Origin of the sequence: Pseudomonas sp. Ost2 (assembly GCF_018326065.1) — a bacterium.
Lineage (GTDB): Bacteria > Pseudomonadota > Gammaproteobacteria > Pseudomonadales > Pseudomonadaceae > Aquipseudomonas > Aquipseudomonas gingeri.
This window is the reverse complement of the sequence record NZ_AP021904.1, coordinates 4,349,717-4,365,397: the sequence shown is the minus strand read 5'-3', so window position 1 is coordinate 4,365,397 and position 15,681 is coordinate 4,349,717. Positions and strand designations below refer to the sequence as shown.

The following is a 15,681-nucleotide window of genomic DNA, read 5'->3' as shown; positions in this document are numbered from 1 at the left end:
GGAAACACTTTTGCAGGGGATTGGGGCGGGAGAGGTGCCACGGAGGGACTATTCGCCGCGGATATACTGCTCCAGCTGGCGAATCAGGTCGGCCTGTTCGGCAATGGCTTCCTTGACCAGGTCGCCGATGGACAGCAAGCCGATCAGCTTGCCGCCCTCGACCACGGGCAGATGGCGCAGATGCCTGTCGGTCATGATCCCCATACAGGTCTCGACATTCTGGTGGGAGTCCACGGTGACGACCGGCGTATTCATGATCTGGCTGACCTTGGTGGCGACCGAACTGAGCCCGTGCAGGATCACCTTGCGCGCGTAGTCGCGCTCGCTGACGATACCCACCACCTCACCGCTCTCGTTGACCACCGGCAAGGCCCCGACGTTTTTCTCGGCCATCCTGATCAAGGCCTCGAACACCGTGTGATCCTGGCGGATCGTGTGGACCTCCTGGTGCTTGCTCTCCTTTTGTTTCAACAGTTCTGCGACAGTTTTCATGGGTGGCTCTCTCATGCGGTTTTCAGGCGGTTCTTTTGACACGGGCACAGTCCATCGCGACCGTTCTTACAGAATCGTAGACGGATCCCGCGAGGACGATGCAGAAAGCGGCCTGTAGACGCTGAAAAAACGTCATTGCCCGGTGTTTTGGCCGGGAAGGCCGCTTTTCACCCGATCAATACTGGGCCGAGCCCTTCAATCGACAGGCTGCAAGGGTATAAAACGATAGTGGCCTGCACCCGATGAAGTGATCGAGGCACCTTGGGCGAGCAATGCCCGGGTGCTGTCTTCATCCGCCAGCTGAAAAGCCCAAGACTGTTGTGCGTGGCGCTCGGGTCGCTGCGCTGCCACCTCTTCGATGGCTTCCAGGAAAGCGCCCATATCGGGCAGATAGGTGGCGAAGCCGTTGCCCTTGAGGGCAGTGGTCGCGATGCCGAGGCGGACACAGATCGCCGCCTTCGCCACGATATCCTCGCGATCGGCCTGGCGCGAACGCTCGATCAGTCTGGCCAGTTCCCGGTCCACCGGTTTTCCGCCGGCGATCAGTTCCGGGCCCTGTTCCCAGGACTCGGGCGGGCAGTCCTTGCGGTCGGTGCGCAAGCTGATATGCGGGTTGATCTCCGCCGGATAGATGCGGCAGACCAGTGGCCGTCGTTCGTAGATGCCGCAGCGATTGTCGGCATCGAGGTGGCGACACGGCCCGTTGTTGTACGCTGCGAACGTCACTGCCAGCCAGGCCCGGGTCGTTCCGCTGGCAACCAGCACGGAACGGCGGTGGGCGTGCTCGAACTGTTCCTCGGCAATGCCGTGACCGCTTTCCAGGAATGCCTCCAGCAGCACGATCACCGTACCGCCATCCGCTGCCCACTGGCGGGATTCGTCGAGGGTCAACGGAACGTAATGGTCATTGCAGCACTTGCCGCAACCCACGCAGGAAAATCGTGTATTGATCAACTCGCCACCTCACCCGGCTCTTTTTTGAACCGACGCGCGAGCGCCGGTCCCCGTGATTGCACGGGGTTTTGCCTGTGGAGGGGCGGGATCATGTTTTGTTACAGGTGGGCCGAAATAAACTCAGTCGGCGCTGTTCAGTTGCTTCCAGTCCAGGCCGAATCGCGCCAGGTATTTGCGCAGGCGGTCGGCGTCGTTCGGATTGGCCTTGGCCTGGCGAGAGGCATTGAACAGCTGGCGCCCGGCATTCGACAGACTGCTGGCGCGGCGGCAGACCTCGATCACGGCATTGAGCTGCAGGCGATCGAACAGGTCGACTTCACCGGCGCTCTCGCCGAGCAGGCGATCCAGGGCATCCTGGGGTTCGGCCAGGCCCCAGGCGCGGCGCAGGCGTTCGATTTCTTCCGTGACCTGGGTTTCATCGATACGACCGCTGTCGGCCAGTGTCGCCATCCGGGTAATCGAGGCCGACAGCTCGCGGAAGTTGCCCAGCCAGCTGGCTTCGCCGGAGCAGGCGAATGTCAGGTAGCGACGTCGGGCTTCAACGTTGAAGCGGGCAAAATGACCCTGTTCCCGGGCGTGGCGTTCCAGTTCGAAATCCAGGTTCGGCTCGATGTCTTCACGCCGCTCGGCAAGGCCCGGCAGGTCGAAGGTCCAGAGGTTGATGCGGGCGTACAGGTCTTCGCGAAACAGGCCCTCGGCAACCCGGCTGCGCAGGTCGCGGTGGGTGCCGGCAATGATCAGGAAGTCGCTGTCGACTTCCTTGTCGGAACCGAGGGGAAAGAAGCGTTTCTCCTCGACGGCCTTGAGCAGCATCGCCTGTTCGTCCAGGCCCAGTTCGCCGATTTCGTCGAGAAACAACAGGCCGCCGTCGGCTGCACGCAAGAGGCCTTCACGACTGTTCTGTGCGCCGGTGAACGCGCCCTTGATATGGCCGAACAGCGCCGACATGGCGCCGTCGCCGCGCAAGGTGGCGCAGTTGACCTCGACAAATCGTCCTCGGACCTGGTGTCGGTTGCGCTTGAGCTCATAAATGCGTCGGGCAAGAAAGGACTTGCCGGCGCCGGTTGGGCCGATCAGCAGCATTGGCGCGCGGGAGCGCACGGCCACCCGCTCGATTTGCTCGATGGTGCGGTTGAAGGCGGCGTTGCGGGTGGCGATCCCGGATTTGAGGAAAGCCAGGCCTTCGAGGCGCTTGTGGCTGAAACGCGTGGCGATCCGATCATAGCGCGACAGGTCGAGGTCGATCAGCGTGTGGGTGCCGATGGCTTGCCCTTCGATGTCCAGGCGCCGTGCCGGGGCGGTCTGAACCAGTCGCGCGGGCAGGTAGCGGGCTTCGGTGAGCAGGAACCAGCAGATCTGCGCGACATGGGTGCCGGTAGTGATATGCACGAGGTAGTCCTCATGCTCGGTATCGAAGCGGTAGCCGGTGGTGAAATCATGCAACGCGGCGTACACCTCCTCGAAATCCCAGGGGTTGCGCAACGTCATGGGATGCAGGCGCACTTCGGTTTCTGGTGATACCTGGCGGATATCGGCGCTGACCCGTTCGGCCAGGCTCACGTCCCGGGCATCGCTACCGTGGATCAGTTCCAGGCGGTGCACCAGCAAGTCCGGCTGCTGACACAAGCCGACGCTCGGCCGCCAGTGGCTCCAGCGGTTGGCGCCCTTGCCGACCCGGTCGAGGTTGGAGCCGATAAAGCCGATGGTGACGCAGCACTTGCTGGGCATCTTATACTCAAGGATAAAAGACGATATTTGATGATAGAAAAAATTAGCATTGTCGTCACGGATAAGATGCCATTAAAAGGCGTATAAAATAAAAAAACATATATAAAACAATTAGTTATTAGTGTTTTTTTGAGATTGATGAAAATTGGCATCCTGCCTGCAATAAGCCTGTCAGCGGGCAAGACGGCAAGGCGCAAGCAGCCAGGTACTTGTCGCCGCTCAATCAGGACAGGGCCGTGATCTCGGCCATCAGGAAATGAAGAATATGCAAGACCAGACCTACACCTTGCTCGAAGTCGCCAACGGCAAACCGATCAAACTCTGGACCCAGGGCGTGCCGGTCGAGCCCGAGGCTCGTGAGCAACTGATGAACACGGCGAAGATGCCGTTCATCTTCAAGCACATGGCGGTGATGCCGGACGTACACCTGGGCAAGGGCTCGACCATTGGCAGCGTGATTCCCACGGTGGGCGCCATCATCCCGGCGGCGGTCGGCGTGGATATCGGCTGCGGCATGATCGCCGCGTGCACCTCGCTGACCGCCAGCGACCTGCCTGACAACCTGCAGGGGCTGCGCACCGCTATCGAACGGGCAGTGCCCCATGGCCGCAGCAGTACTCGCGCTGGTCGGGACAAAGGCGCCTGGGACAATGTCCCGACTCCGGCCGATCTGGCGTGGTCGGCGCTGGAGTCACGATTCAAGGCGATCACCGACAAGTACCCGAAGCTGGAAAGGACCAACCACCGCAACCACCTGGGGACCCTGGGTTCGGGCAACCACTTCATCGAGGTTTGCCTGGATGAAGCAAACCGCGTCTGGTTCATGTTGCACAGCGGTTCGCGGGGTGTCGGCAACGCCATCGGCAACCTGTTCATCGAGCTGGCCCGGGCCGATATGCGCGAGCACATCGCCAACCTGCCGGATCGGGATCTGGCGTACTTCGAAGAGGGTAGCCAGCACTTCGACGATTACGTCCAGGCGGTCGGCTGGGCCCAGGATTTTGCCCGCCAGAACCGTGCGGTGATGATGCAGGCAGTGATCGCAGCGACACGCCAGGTGATCCGCAAGCCGTTCGACGTGGCGCTGGAGGCGGTGAACTGTCATCACAACTATGTGCAGAAGGAACGGCATTTCGGCGAGGAAGTCCTGGTGACCCGCAAGGGCGCGGTATCGGCGAAGAAGGGCGAACTGGGGATCATTCCCGGTTCCATGGGCGCCAAGAGTTTCATCGTCCGAGGATTGGGCAACGAGGAGTCGTTCTGCTCCTGCAGCCATGGCGCTGGCCGGACCATGAGCCGTACCAGGGCCAAGCAATTGTTCACCGTCGAGGACCAGATTCGCGCGACAGCCCATGTGGAGTGCCGCAAGGACGCCGCGGTGATCGACGAAATCCCGATGGCCTACAAGGATATCGATCAAGTCATGCACGCCCAGCGCGAGCTGGTGCAAGTGCTGCACACCTTGCGGCAAGTGGTGTGTGTAAAGGGGTAGGACGATGACTGAGCATGCGTTCGGGCTGAGTGTCGCGCAGCCGCAAAGAAGTGCCGCGTTGCGCGAGCGAATGAATGAGGCTGGTTGTGTATTCGAGTTTGTGGTGTCGGAGGTAGCGCCGGGAGTGTCACCGGATGAATCGTTGCATCGACACGCATTGAGGTTGCTGCATGAGCAAATCATGACGATGGCCATGGCGTGGCATCAGCAACTGATTCGGCAGCCGCAGCATAGGGATCGTGCGATACCGATCGTGACCTGGGATCTCGATCAAGCAAAGGCGGTGCAACTGGAGAAGCGATGGGTACGAAGTCTGGTGCGGGGAGGGCCCGTGGAGGAGGAGGGGCGCGGTCTGTACCAGGCCTTTTGTGATCCTCCATACGGCACAAGATTTTCCGGCGGCGAGGAGCATGCTCAAGCACTCTTTCAAGAGTGGATGGACCTGCTTGGATTCTGCGAACAGGACGATATCGTGGTGTTGAACTGGGTCGATGGCTGTCTTGCGGATCTACAGGCAAGCGTCGACAGCCCTGCCGACCGCGTGCCCTGGAGTGACTACTTTGACGCGGGTCTGGAATGGTGGGGGATCTGGTGCCTGACCGTCTGGAGTCCTGAGCGTCGTACAGTGAGTGCATTGGTGGCCAGCGCCACGGATTGAAAGGAAAGAAAATGGAATGCTCGGATCGTCACCCGCTGGACAGCGTCATGCGCGCCCGGGTGTTGGAAGAACTCGCGCGGATAGAGCGCGAGCGCAATGTGAAGGTGCTGTATGCCTGTGAGTCGGGTAGTCGTGCCTGGGGCTTTGCGTCGGCGAATAGCGATTACGATGTGCGTTTTGTCTATGTGGAAAAGCCGGACTGGTTTGTCCAGGTCAGCGACGCGCGGGATGTGATCGAGCGCCCCCTGGACGACGAACTGGATATCAGCGGATGGGAACTGCGCAAGACCCTCGGATTATTGCGCAAGTCCAACCCGACCTTGCTCGAATGGCTCGACTCGCCGCTGGTGTACCGCTGCGAAGCATCCGCGACCGCTTCGCTACGGGAGTTGGCAGAGGCGTTCTACAGTCCTCCGGCGGCACGTAATCATTACCTGTCGATGGCCAGGAAGAACTTTCGCGGCTACCTGCAGGGCGACACGGTGCGTTTCAAGAAGTACTTCTACGTGCTGCGCCCGCTACTGGCCGTGCGCTGGATCGACATGGGGCTGGGACGGCCGCCGATGACATTCGAAACCCTGCTTCAGACGGTCGACGACCCCCTGTTGCTGGCGGAGGTCGACGACCTGTTGCGGCTCAAGCGCATTGCTGATGAAGCGGCTTATGGTCCGCGGCGCCCGGCGCTGCATGGCTTCATCGAGGCGCAACTGGAACGTCCGGTGCCGGTATTGCCGCGTACGAGCGAAGACGATAGACGTCTGGACCAGTACCTGAGGGCGATGGTCCACACTTATGCATGAAGGAAGGGTATGGAAAGGGAAGTGATCGAACTGGACGGCGCGATGGGCGGCGGCCAGGTGTTGCGCAGTGGGCTCAGCCTGTCGATGGTGACGGGGCGGGCGCTGCGGATCACCAATATTCGCGGGCGGCGCAGTCGGCCCGGCTTGCTGCGCCAGCACCTGACGGCGGTGCTGGCCTCGGCCGAGGTCTGCGGGGCGCAGATGGAAGGCGCGCAACTCGGTTCGCAAAACCTGTATTTCGAACCAGGACCGATTCGTGGCGGCGACTTCCGCTTCGCCATCGGTACCGCCGGGAGCTGCACGCTGGTACTGCAGACGCTGTTGCCAGCGTTGCTCCAGGCGCCGGAGCCGAGCCGTGTGCTGATCAGCGGCGGCACCCATAACCCGTTGGCGCCGCCGTTCGAGTTTTTCGAGCGTGCTTGGTTGCCGCTATTGCGGCGAATGGGGGCGAAGGTCGAGCTGCAGCTCCTGCGTCATGGTTTTGTACCGGCCGGTGGCGGAGAGCTGGAAGCTTTTATCCAGCCCTCGATATTGCAGGTGATGGAACTGAACGAGCGCGGCGCCGTGCTTGGAAGCGAAGCTCGGGTATTGATCGGGGGGATTGATGAATCGGTCGCCGAGCGCGAACTGTCGAGGATTGGCCGGCGCCTGGATATTCCTCGCGAGTCATGCCTTACGGAGCGGGTCGATTCGGCTGCAAGTCCCGGCAACGTGCTTTTGCTGGAGTACCGTTGTGAGCAGGTAACCGAGGTGTTCAGCGCATTCGGACAAGTCAACCTGCGTGCCGAGGCCGTCGCCGATGTGGCGGCCAACGCTACCAGGCACTGGTTGAGCAGCGGTGCCGCAGTAGGCGAGCACCTGGCCGATCAATTGCTGTTGCCCATGGCATTGGCGGGCGGCGGGAGTTTTACCACGCCGGGTATGACCGAGCATCTGCACAGCAATATCCGCGTGATCGAAGCCTTCATGCCTCTCAGGATTGCCTGCGCGACGACGGCGGATGGCGTGGTGCAGGTTGAATGTAGAGCCTGATTCAGGGTTCTTGCCGGCGGCGTCGGAACTGACCCGGCGGCAGGCCCTGGGTGGCCTTGAAGCGGCGTGAGAAGTAAGCCTCGTCGGCGAATCCACACAGTTGGGCTATCTGGCTCACCGGTCGGTCGCTGTTGAGCAGGTGGGTGCGTGCCAGGTGCATGCGGCGTTCCAGGACCAGTTCCGAAAAGGTGTTGCCGGTTTCCTTGCGCAGCAGGTGAGTCAGGTAGTTGGGTGACAGAAAGGCTGCTTCGGCGGTGTCCTTGAGGTTCAGCGCCGGGTCGGCGATATGCTCGCGCAGATAGCGGGAGACCCGCGCCAGGGCATCGCGCCGGCCGCGTCGGGCGGCCTTGTTCGCCGACAGGGCGAGCAGTTCCTCGGCGTACAGGCTGCAGACCTTGCCGGTCAATTGCAGCAGGCAGCCCTTGAGGGCCTGGCGGGTGCCGAGGTCGCGCCCCTTGTCCAGTTCGCGCATTTTTTCCAGCAGGTCGAGGACTTCGGCGAAGTCATGATCGGCGAGGATGAAGTCCAGGTGTTCCTGATGCTGGAACGGCGACAGCTCCGGCAGGTCGTGGATTGAAAGGTCTTCCAGGTCCAGCGGATCGCAGTCCAGGTGAGGCAGGAAAAACGCCTGGGAAAAATTGATCAGGACAAAGTTGCCGTCTTCCGGGTGCGGGATCAGGTGCAGGCGATGGGGCAGGATGAAAGCCAGCGCCTGGTGCGGATAAGGCCGGATGGCACCACCGATGTGCTGCACGGTATCGCCGCCAAGGTTGATCTGGATCTGGAAGTAGTCATGCCGGTGCGGGGTGACGATGGCCGGGCGGGCCTGCTTGTCGCGGATATAGAAGTCCGGGCGGTCGCTGCGTTGCTGCATGCCATAGGTGCGCACACGGGAAGGGCTCGGCATCGACACGGTCCTTGATGGCTGAAACGGGATATCGCCATTCTAGGGTAATGACGACATCCCGGTCACCGATCAGCGCTGGCCGATGGTCAACTCGAAGCTGGCGATACCCTCGATCCCCGCGCTGACCCGGTCGCCCGCCACCAGTGCGCCGATGCCCGCCGGCGTGCCGGTGAAGATCAGGTCGCCGGCCTGCAGCTCGACCGAATGCGACACATGGCTGATCACGTCGCGGACCGACCAGATCTGGTCCCCCAGGTCGCCGCGCTGGCGCTCGACATCATTGACCTTCAGCCAGATGGCACCGCTGTCCGGATGGCCCAGTGTCGAGGCCCGGCGCAAGGCGGTGCAGGGGGCCGACCGGTCGAAGCCCTTGCCCCAGTCCCAGGGCCGGCCGAGTTTCTTGGCCTCGGTCTGGATGTCCCGGCGGGTCAGGTCGAGGCCGACGCCGTAGCCCCAGACATGGGCGAGTGCGTTGGCCGGGTCGATCGCCGTGCCGCCCTCGCCGATAGCCACCACCAGTTCGATTTCGTGGTGCAGTTCCCGGGTCAGGGGCGGGTAGGTGATCACGCCCGTGGCAGGCACCACCGCATCGGCGGGCTTCATGAAAAAGAACGGCGGTTCGCGGTCGGGATCATGGCCCATTTCCCGGGTATGTTCGGAGTAGTTGCGGCCGACACAGAACACCCGGCGGATCGGAAAACGTGCCGACTCGCCTTCGACGGCCAGGGATGGGATGGCGTGGGGGGCGAATACATAATCGCTCATGGTCTTTCTCCTCGTGGAAATCGGGCCGTCTTCATTGGCGAAGGCTTGCTGGCCATGGCTCAAGTCTGGAGGAGCAGGGGCGGCGGAACTTGGACAAATCCAGCAGGCTCCTGGATTTTCCAAGGCAGTGGTGCGCGGTCGAGGATCGGGACGGACTGGCAGAAACACAGAACCCGGCAATCGCCGGGTCCTGTGTGATTCATCCAGTGCGCTGCTCGCTGGCAGCGAGCTGTCAGGCGCTCTTCGCCAGGGCCTGGTGGGAAGCCCATTCGGCATTCAGTGCTTGCAGGACGCGGCCCATGAAGTCCTTGTCCGCTGCGGCTTTCTTGCCGACGTAGCCCTGGCCGCGACGGTACATCCTGAGGCAGGCGAACAGCTCGGGCCGGGCCTGGCTGAAGGCGCGCTCATCGATGTAGGGCGAGCGGGCGTCGAGCCGGACATCCCCGGCCTGGTTGATCCAGAGGATATGGTCGTCGTGGCTGTCCTTGCGCGATGCGAACAGTCGAGCCAGTTCATCGATAGTCGGTTGATTGTTCAGATTCATGTTAAAGCCCCTTTGACCACTCGTTAATCTGTCTGGTTTACGTGTGCATCGTTGCCAAGACGGCGAATTGCTGCGGTGCCCTGCGCGGACAGTGGTGTCCGTGAAGCATGGCGCCAGCCCTGGTGTGATCGTGTAGCGCGGGTGAAACCCTGCTACACGGGGTTTCAACGGCAACGTTCCAACGAGAAGAAACAGCAGCGCAATCCTTGAACGGCGCCGACGACAGTAACGAAGTCAGCCACAAGCATTTTGAGGACGTTAGGCCGGTGTTTCCCGCCCGTTGAGGCGATCACGACAGGTCAGCTTCATCAATCTGCCTTGTGGGCAGTACAGATCCGGAACAGCTCGACGGCTTGTCGAGCCTGTTGTAACAACAGCTTTTGCAGCGCTCCCGATCGGGGAGGCAGGTCCATCATGCAAGTGTGCAAAGCGGGCGTCAATCATTTTGTAGTGAATATTTTCAAGCACTACATATTGCGAATCGGCAATTTCCTACAACATTGGAAAAGGGCCAAATGGACGAAATATGACCGGCTGGTCTTGGTTTTACCGGGTTTGAGGGGATAGCCCTTGTGTTTACTGGTCAGCGCACTGTTACAGCCTGCGCAACAGAGATTTTTCGATCTGCCCATGTAAAACAGCGGGGTACTGCCCTAAGCTCGGCAGCTTCTGAAACCGTCTGCCTCAGGAAACACGATGTCCCAGCTATTTCCGACCACGCGTCTGCGTCGACTGCGCCGAAACGAAAGCCTGCGCGGCCTGTTCCAGGAAACCGAGTTCAGCCTCAACGATCTGGTCCTGCCGATTTTCGTCGAGGAGGGCATCGACGATTTCGTGCCCATCACCAGCATGCCCGGGGTGATGCGCATTCCGGAGAAGAAGCTGGCGAGCGAGATCGAGCGCTACGCCCGGGCCGGGATCAAGTCGGTGATGACGTTCGGCGTGTCCCATCATCTGGACGCAACCGGCAGCGATACCTGGAACGAGCAGGGCCTGGTGGCGCGCATGGCGCGGATCTGCAAGGACACGGCTCCGGAAATGGTGGTGATGTCCGATACCTGTTTCTGCGAGTACACCTCACACGGCCATTGCGGCGTGATGCACGGCGATGCGGTCGACAACGATGCGACCCTGGAAAACCTCGGGCGCCAGGCGGTGGTGGCGGCGCAGGCGGGGGCGGATTTCATCTCGCCGTCCGCGGCCATGGACGGCCAGGTCCGGACGATTCGTAGCGCCCTGGATGCCGCCGGCTTTATCGACACCTCGATCATGGCGTACTCGACCAAGTTCGCCTCGGCGCTCTACGGGCCGTTTCGCGAAGCCGGCGGCACAGCGCTCAAGGGCGATCGCAAGGCCTACCAGATGAACCCGATGAACCGTCGCGAAGCGGTGCGTGAGTCACTGCTGGACGAACAGGAAGGTGCCGATGCGCTAATGGTCAAGCCGGCCGGGGCCTACCTCGACATCATCCGCGATGTCCGCGAAGCCTCGCGCCTGCCGCTGGCGGCGTATCAGGTCAGTGGCGAGTACGCGATGATCAAGTTCGGCGCCCTGGCCGGGGCCATCGACGAACATCGCGTGGTTCGCGAAAGCCTCGGAGCGATCAAGCGCGCGGGCGCAGACATCATCCTGACTTACTTCGCGATGGACATCGCCCGCGACGGAATCTGAATCGCGTCGACGTTGCATCGCCGTTGCCCGGTTTGTGTGTTCACGGCAGGCGAACAATCGACAGGCCTGGTGGCGTCAGGCAAGGTGTTCCGGGCTGCGGTGGAACAGCCGGCCACTTCGCAGGTCGATAGTGGACAGCTACTCGCGCAGGCATTCACCAAGGAGTGCCTTCCGTCACCCAGCGTCCCGGGAACCCATGCCAATCATACGACTCTCCCTGATCGCCGTCCTGCTGTTGCTCGCCGGTTGTGGTTCCCGGTCTGCGCAGGAGCCCGTGCCAAGCAGCCCGGCGCAAGTGCGGGCGGATATCCTCCGACTGTTGCCGACCAGGATCGCGGACCGTGCCGGCTGGGCCGCGGATATCCAGGTCGCCTTCACCAGCCGGGGCCTGGCGCCGACCACCGAGAACCTCTGTTCGGTGCTGGCGGTGACCGAGCAGGAGTCGAATTTCCAGGTCGATCCGCCGGTACCGGGCATGGGCAGGATCGCCCGGCAGGAGATCGACCGCCGTGCGGCCAGGGTCCATGTGCCCGGCCTGCTGGTGAGCGCCGCCTTGCAGTTGAGTTCGTCCACGGGCAAGAGCTACAGCGAGCGGTTGAACAGTGCCCGTACGGAAAAGGACCTCAGCCTGATCTTCGATGACTTTATCGGCCGGGTGCCGCTGGGGCGGACCTTGTTCGGCGGTTTCAATCCGGTGCATACGGCTGGTCCCATGCAGGTCAGTATCGCCTTTGCCGAAAAGCAGGCACGGGGTTATCCCTATACCGTCGAAGGTTCTATCCGTCATGAAGTGTTCAGTCGGCGCGGTGGCATGTACTTCGGCATCGTGCATCTGCTCGATTACCCGGTCAGTTATCCCGAATCGATCTACCGCTTCGCCGATTTCAATGCCGGCCGGTATGCCAGCCGCAATGCCGCGTTCCAGAGTGCGCTCAGTCGTGCCTCGGGGATCAGGCTGGCGCTCGACGGCGACCTGATCAACCACGGCGCACTACTGCCCGGCGCCACGGAGCTGGCGGTACGCTCGCTCGGCAAACAGTTGGGCCTGCGCAATCCGAGCATTCGCAGCCAGCTGGAGCAGGGCGACAGCCTGGCGTTCGAAGGCACCGAGGTCTATGCGAAGGTCTTCGCCCTGGCGGAGAAAAATGCCGGCAAGCCACTGCCGCGCGCGGTCCTGCCGGGCATCACCCTGGAAAGCCCGAAGATCACCCGCAGCCTGACCACCGCCTGGTTCGCCAGGCGCGTCGACGAGCGCCGCCAGCGCTGCATGGCGCGGGCTTCGCAAGGCTGAAAATTCAGTATCTCGCCCAAAGAAAAAGCCCGGCTGACAAGGCCGGGCTTTTGGCTGGGTACCGCAGCGAAGCAACTCATGCACGATTCTGGATCAGACGATCGGAGCCGCCTTCGGCAACGCGGCGTTCCAGCAGGCGATCGGAACCACCTTCGGCGACACGGCGTTCGAGCAGGCGATCGGAACCGCCTTCGGCGACACGGCGTTCGAGCAGGCGATCGGAGCCACCTTCGGCGACACGGCGTTCGAGCAGGCGGTCGGAGCCACCTTCAGCGACACGGCGTTCGAGCAGACGGTCGGAACCACCTTCGGCAACGCGGCGTTCGAGCAGACGATCGGAGCCACCTTCGGCGACACGGCGTTCGAGCAGACGGTCGGAACCACCTTCGGCAACGCGGCGTTCGAGCAGACGGTCGGAGCCGCCTTCGGCAACGCGGCGTTCGAGCAGACGGTCGGAACCGCCTTCAGCGACGGCCTGCTGAGTGTGGGCGGCCAGGGGTTGAGCCGAAGTCGCGGCGAAAGCGTTGACTGCCAGTACCGAGAAGGCGAGACCGAGAAAGAGTTGGCGTTTCATGGTGGTGTGCTCCGGGTGTTATGCGTTGGGTATGGAGCAAAGGTTACGCCGCTGGATTTTTAAGAGAACTTCATTGGGTCGATGGTGACCATCGACGGCAATGATGGAGGCACCGGCATGGCAGGCATGCCGGGCGGGAAGGGAATGGGCCGGGCGCGAGGGCCTACAGGGGGGAAGTCTCCCCGTGGGCGATCAGCATCATGGTCGCCGACAGGGTATGGCCATCGGTGATCCGGCCGGCGGCGATCATCGCCTTGAGTTCCGCCAGGGTGGCGAACAGCACCTTGTCGACCTCGCCATCGGTGCTTTCCACGGCTTCGCCGTCAATGTCCACCCGGCATACGGCGACCGCGCTGGCGATCAGCGAGGTATTGCTGTGCAGCAGGCCCAGGTCCGTGACTTTCAGTGCGGGCCAGCCGGTCTCCTCCAGCAACTCGCGGGCGGCGGCATCGCTGGCGGTCTCGCCGTGGTCGATGGCACCCCGGGGGAACTCGATGGATTGCGCGCCGATGGCCCGGCGTTGCAGGACCGCCAGCATCAGGCGTCCGTCCGGCAGGACGGGTATCGCGACCACGCCGTTGACGGCCTGGGGTTCCTTGACGATGAAATAACCACGCTGCCTGACCACATCGAAGTAAGGGGTGTGCAGCAGGCATTCGGATTCGGTATCGGGCTTCATGCGGGGCGTTACTCCAGAAAACAGCGGTCGAACAGATAGAGCGCGTCGGGTTTCAGGTTTTCCAGGGTGGCTTGCGGACGGCCGCCGTCTCCCTGCTTCTTGCGCCCGGTTTCGCGCAGATGACCGGCTTCGCTCATCTTCAGCAGGCGTTGCCGGGTACTGGTCTTGAGCACCGGCCGCGCCAGCACCCGGGAAAAGATCGCGGTAGCCTCCGGGGCACTGAACTCGGGACCGAGAAACATCAGCGGCAGGCTGCTGTACAGCGACTTGGACAGCAGTCGTTCCTGTGTCGCCGCCACCAGCGCATTGTGATCGAAGGGCAGGCGCACCGAGCCGTTGGCGACGCTGTCGAGGGCGAACCAGGCCTGATGTTCGTTGAGGCCCGGCGGTTGCGCGACGATGGCCAGGTAGAAGGTCGAGGATGACCAGCAGCGTGGATCGCGAAAGGCATCGCCGACGGTACCGACCTGTTCGATCCAGGCCAGCGTTAGGTTGACCTTGTCGCTGGCCCGCAGGCGTTCCACCGCGTCATCCAGGGTCAGGTCGGGCACCGCGCCGTTGACCACCAGGCCGGGCAGGGCCCAGTGACCCTGGAAGGGCTCGGCCTCGCGTTTGTGCAGGAGGATCTGCAGGCTCTGGGAATCGCGACAGTAGAAGAGCACACACAGGTCGACGGTGTGCAGGTAATCGCTTTTCTTCGGCGCGCTGGGTGTACGGTCCGGCATATCAAGTCCTGTGTGCGGCATAGAGCCCGTAGTCTACCGGATCCATCCCCGGTGCCATCCAGTGGGCGGGCACTGTTTCACCCAGGGCCAGGCGTTCACGCAGCAAGGTGCTGCGCACTCCGGCCTGTTCCTCCACGCAGAGCACCGAAAAACGGTCGAGCAATTGCGCGCCCAGATGGAAGTCCGGCAGTTGCGCGGCGACGTCGTAGCCGACCACCAGGGCGATCCGGTGCGTCGGCAGCCCGGTCATTTGCGCCAGGGCGCAGAGCAGTTCGTAGCTGTAGATCGGCGCCTCGGTGTGTCGAGCCAGTTGTTCCTCGATCCGGCACACCGAAATCGCCGACGAGCAGTGCGGACGGACCTGGTCGACGATCCCCCGCAGCCAGCCCAGGCGCCGTTCGTAGTCGGCCATGCGCTTGCCGTGGGGATGCCTGAAGGAGGGCACCACCCATACCGAGCGGGCATGGCGGGATGCTTCGATCATCACCTGGGCATGACCGGCGTGGGGAGGATTGAAGGCGCCGCCGTAGATTGCGAGTTCGTACATGATGGGTCTCCTTTGTTTTTAAAGTACTCGTCATGTACTCGTGTTGCAAGGGGCGTTCTTTCGAATTGATTGCTTACTGGTAGAGATCGAAAAGAATTTTCGCTACGTCGCTTGATTTGAAAGTACATGACATGTACCTTTGTTTCATCGCAAAGGGAGAACCCACCATGAACGCTCAAGTGATCAAGACCGCCACCTTCGATGTCGATGCCCAGAAGGGCTTCACGCCGCTCTGCCCGGATGAACTGCCGGTGGTTGGCGGCCACCTGATCGGTGCGGAGCTGAACTTCATGGCCTCGCTGGCCGACGTCCGTGTCGGCAGCAAGGACGCCCACAGTCCCCAGGCGCCCTGGGTGGTCGACTCCCACGCACAGATGCTCAAGCCCACCGGCCTTGCGCACGCCGACCTGACCTGGGTCAGCCACTGCGTTCCCGGCACCCCGGGCTTCACGCTGCTCGATGAGCTGCCCGAGCCCCAGGACTACGACTATTTCGTCTGGAAGGGCGTGGAGCCTGCGCTGCACCCCTATGGCGCGTGCTTTCATGACCTGCAGCACAAGCTGTCCACGGGGGTGATCGAGTACCTCGATGCCCGGCAGGTCCGCCAGGTGATCGTCGGCGGGCTGGCGCTGGACTTCTGCGTCAAGACCACGGCGCTGCAACTAGCGGGGGCGGGGTTCAAGGTCATCGTCTACCTGCCGGCCTGTCGTGCCCTCAGTGCCGACGGTGCACAGCAGGCGGTCCACGACCTGCAGCAGGCACGTATCGAGGTCGTCAACAGTCGCGAACAACTGGCCCATGCGGCCGGCCACAAGGAGTAAG

At 62.3% G+C, this 15,681-nt stretch carries 17 protein-coding genes; 7 read left to right on the top strand and 10 right to left on the bottom strand.

What is annotated here, in order from left to right:
• Positions 1-48 precede the first annotated feature (48 nt).
• The 3 genes from KI243_RS19150 to rtcR form a co-directional block, all read right to left on the bottom strand.
• Positions 49-492 (bottom strand): CBS domain-containing protein, encoded by a 444-nt coding sequence (locus tag KI243_RS19150; protein WP_017125254.1) that lies wholly within the window; start codon positions 490-492, stop codon positions 49-51.
• Positions 493-687: 195 nt separating this feature from the next.
• Complete coding sequence (locus KI243_RS19145; protein ID WP_042935035.1) at positions 688-1,443, bottom strand: YkgJ family cysteine cluster protein; 756 nt, start codon at positions 1,441-1,443, stop codon at positions 688-690.
• A gap of 123 nt (positions 1,444-1,566) precedes the next feature.
• A complete protein-coding gene (gene rtcR / locus KI243_RS19140) occupies positions 1,567-3,174 on the bottom strand; it encodes an RNA repair transcriptional activator RtcR (protein ID WP_017125256.1) in 1,608 nt (535 codons plus the stop codon).
• 256 nt (positions 3,175-3,430) lie between these two features.
• Here rtcR and KI243_RS19135 point away from each other — a divergent pair, with 256 nt between their 5' ends.
• From KI243_RS19135 to rtcA, 4 genes are read left to right on the top strand one after another with little or no spacing between them, the layout of a single operon-like run.
• Entirely contained in the window at positions 3,431-4,666 is a 1,236-nt protein-coding gene (locus KI243_RS19135) for an RtcB family protein (RefSeq protein ID WP_017125257.1), read from the top strand.
• Between the two features lie 4 nt (positions 4,667-4,670).
• Positions 4,671-5,324, top strand: coding sequence for a hypothetical protein (locus KI243_RS19130; RefSeq protein WP_017125258.1), 654 nt, complete (start codon positions 4,671-4,673; stop codon positions 5,322-5,324).
• 11 nt (positions 5,325-5,335) lie between these two features.
• Positions 5,336-6,124, top strand: a complete 789-nt coding sequence (locus KI243_RS19125) for a nucleotidyltransferase domain-containing protein (protein ID WP_017125259.1) — start codon at positions 5,336-5,338, stop codon at positions 6,122-6,124.
• Between the two features lie 9 nt (positions 6,125-6,133).
• Positions 6,134-7,156, top strand: a complete 1,023-nt coding sequence (gene rtcA, locus KI243_RS19120; RefSeq protein WP_017125260.1) for an RNA 3'-terminal phosphate cyclase — start codon at positions 6,134-6,136, stop codon at positions 7,154-7,156.
• Position 7,157: 1 nt separating this feature from the next.
• On the opposite strand, the gene KI243_RS19115 is transcribed toward rtcA, so the two are convergent.
• The 3 genes from KI243_RS19115 to KI243_RS19105 all read right to left on the bottom strand — a co-directional run bounded on the left by KI243_RS19115 (position 7,158) and on the right by KI243_RS19105 (position 9,372).
• Positions 7,158-8,063, bottom strand: coding sequence for an AraC family transcriptional regulator (locus KI243_RS19115; protein ID WP_017125261.1), 906 nt, complete (start codon positions 8,061-8,063; stop codon positions 7,158-7,160).
• Between the two features lie 69 nt (positions 8,064-8,132).
• Positions 8,133-8,828 (bottom strand): fumarylacetoacetate hydrolase family protein, encoded by a 696-nt coding sequence (locus tag KI243_RS19110; protein WP_017125262.1) that lies wholly within the window; start codon positions 8,826-8,828, stop codon positions 8,133-8,135.
• Between the two features lie 232 nt (positions 8,829-9,060).
• Positions 9,061-9,372, bottom strand: a complete 312-nt coding sequence (locus KI243_RS19105; protein WP_212809752.1) for a hypothetical protein — start codon at positions 9,370-9,372, stop codon at positions 9,061-9,063.
• A gap of 696 nt (positions 9,373-10,068) precedes the next feature.
• Between KI243_RS19105 and hemB the strand changes: the two genes are divergently transcribed.
• Both hemB and KI243_RS19095 read left to right on the top strand, forming a co-directional pair.
• The gene (hemB, locus tag KI243_RS19100; RefSeq protein ID WP_212809751.1) at positions 10,069-11,043 is read left to right on the top strand and encodes a porphobilinogen synthase; all 975 of its coding nucleotides are present in this window, start codon (positions 10,069-10,071) and stop codon (positions 11,041-11,043) included.
• 196 nt (positions 11,044-11,239) lie between these two features.
• Positions 11,240-12,334, top strand: a complete 1,095-nt coding sequence (locus KI243_RS19095; RefSeq protein ID WP_212809750.1) for a DUF1615 domain-containing protein — start codon at positions 11,240-11,242, stop codon at positions 12,332-12,334.
• 76 nt (positions 12,335-12,410) lie between these two features.
• Here the strand turns inward: KI243_RS19095 and KI243_RS19090 are convergent, their stop codons facing one another.
• From KI243_RS19090 to KI243_RS19075, 4 genes are all read right to left on the bottom strand, one after another.
• On the bottom strand, positions 12,411-12,908 hold the full coding sequence (locus KI243_RS19090; protein ID WP_212809749.1) for a phage infection protein: 498 nt from the start codon (positions 12,906-12,908) through the stop codon (positions 12,411-12,413).
• Between the two features lie 163 nt (positions 12,909-13,071).
• Positions 13,072-13,587, bottom strand: a complete 516-nt coding sequence (locus KI243_RS19085) for an NUDIX hydrolase (RefSeq protein WP_177087928.1) — start codon at positions 13,585-13,587, stop codon at positions 13,072-13,074.
• An 8-nt stretch (positions 13,588-13,595) separates the two neighbouring features.
• Positions 13,596-14,312, bottom strand: coding sequence for an NUDIX hydrolase (locus tag KI243_RS19080; RefSeq protein ID WP_177087930.1), 717 nt, complete (start codon positions 14,310-14,312; stop codon positions 13,596-13,598).
• Between the two features lies 1 nt (position 14,313).
• On the bottom strand, positions 14,314-14,859 hold the full coding sequence (locus KI243_RS19075) for an adenylyltransferase/cytidyltransferase family protein (RefSeq protein ID WP_177087932.1): 546 nt from the start codon (positions 14,857-14,859) through the stop codon (positions 14,314-14,316).
• Positions 14,860-15,026: 167 nt separating this feature from the next.
• Here KI243_RS19075 and KI243_RS19070 point away from each other — a divergent pair, with 167 nt between their 5' ends.
• Entirely contained in the window at positions 15,027-15,680 is a 654-nt protein-coding gene (locus KI243_RS19070; RefSeq protein WP_177087934.1) for an isochorismatase family protein, read from the top strand.
• Position 15,681: the final 1 nt, after the last annotated feature.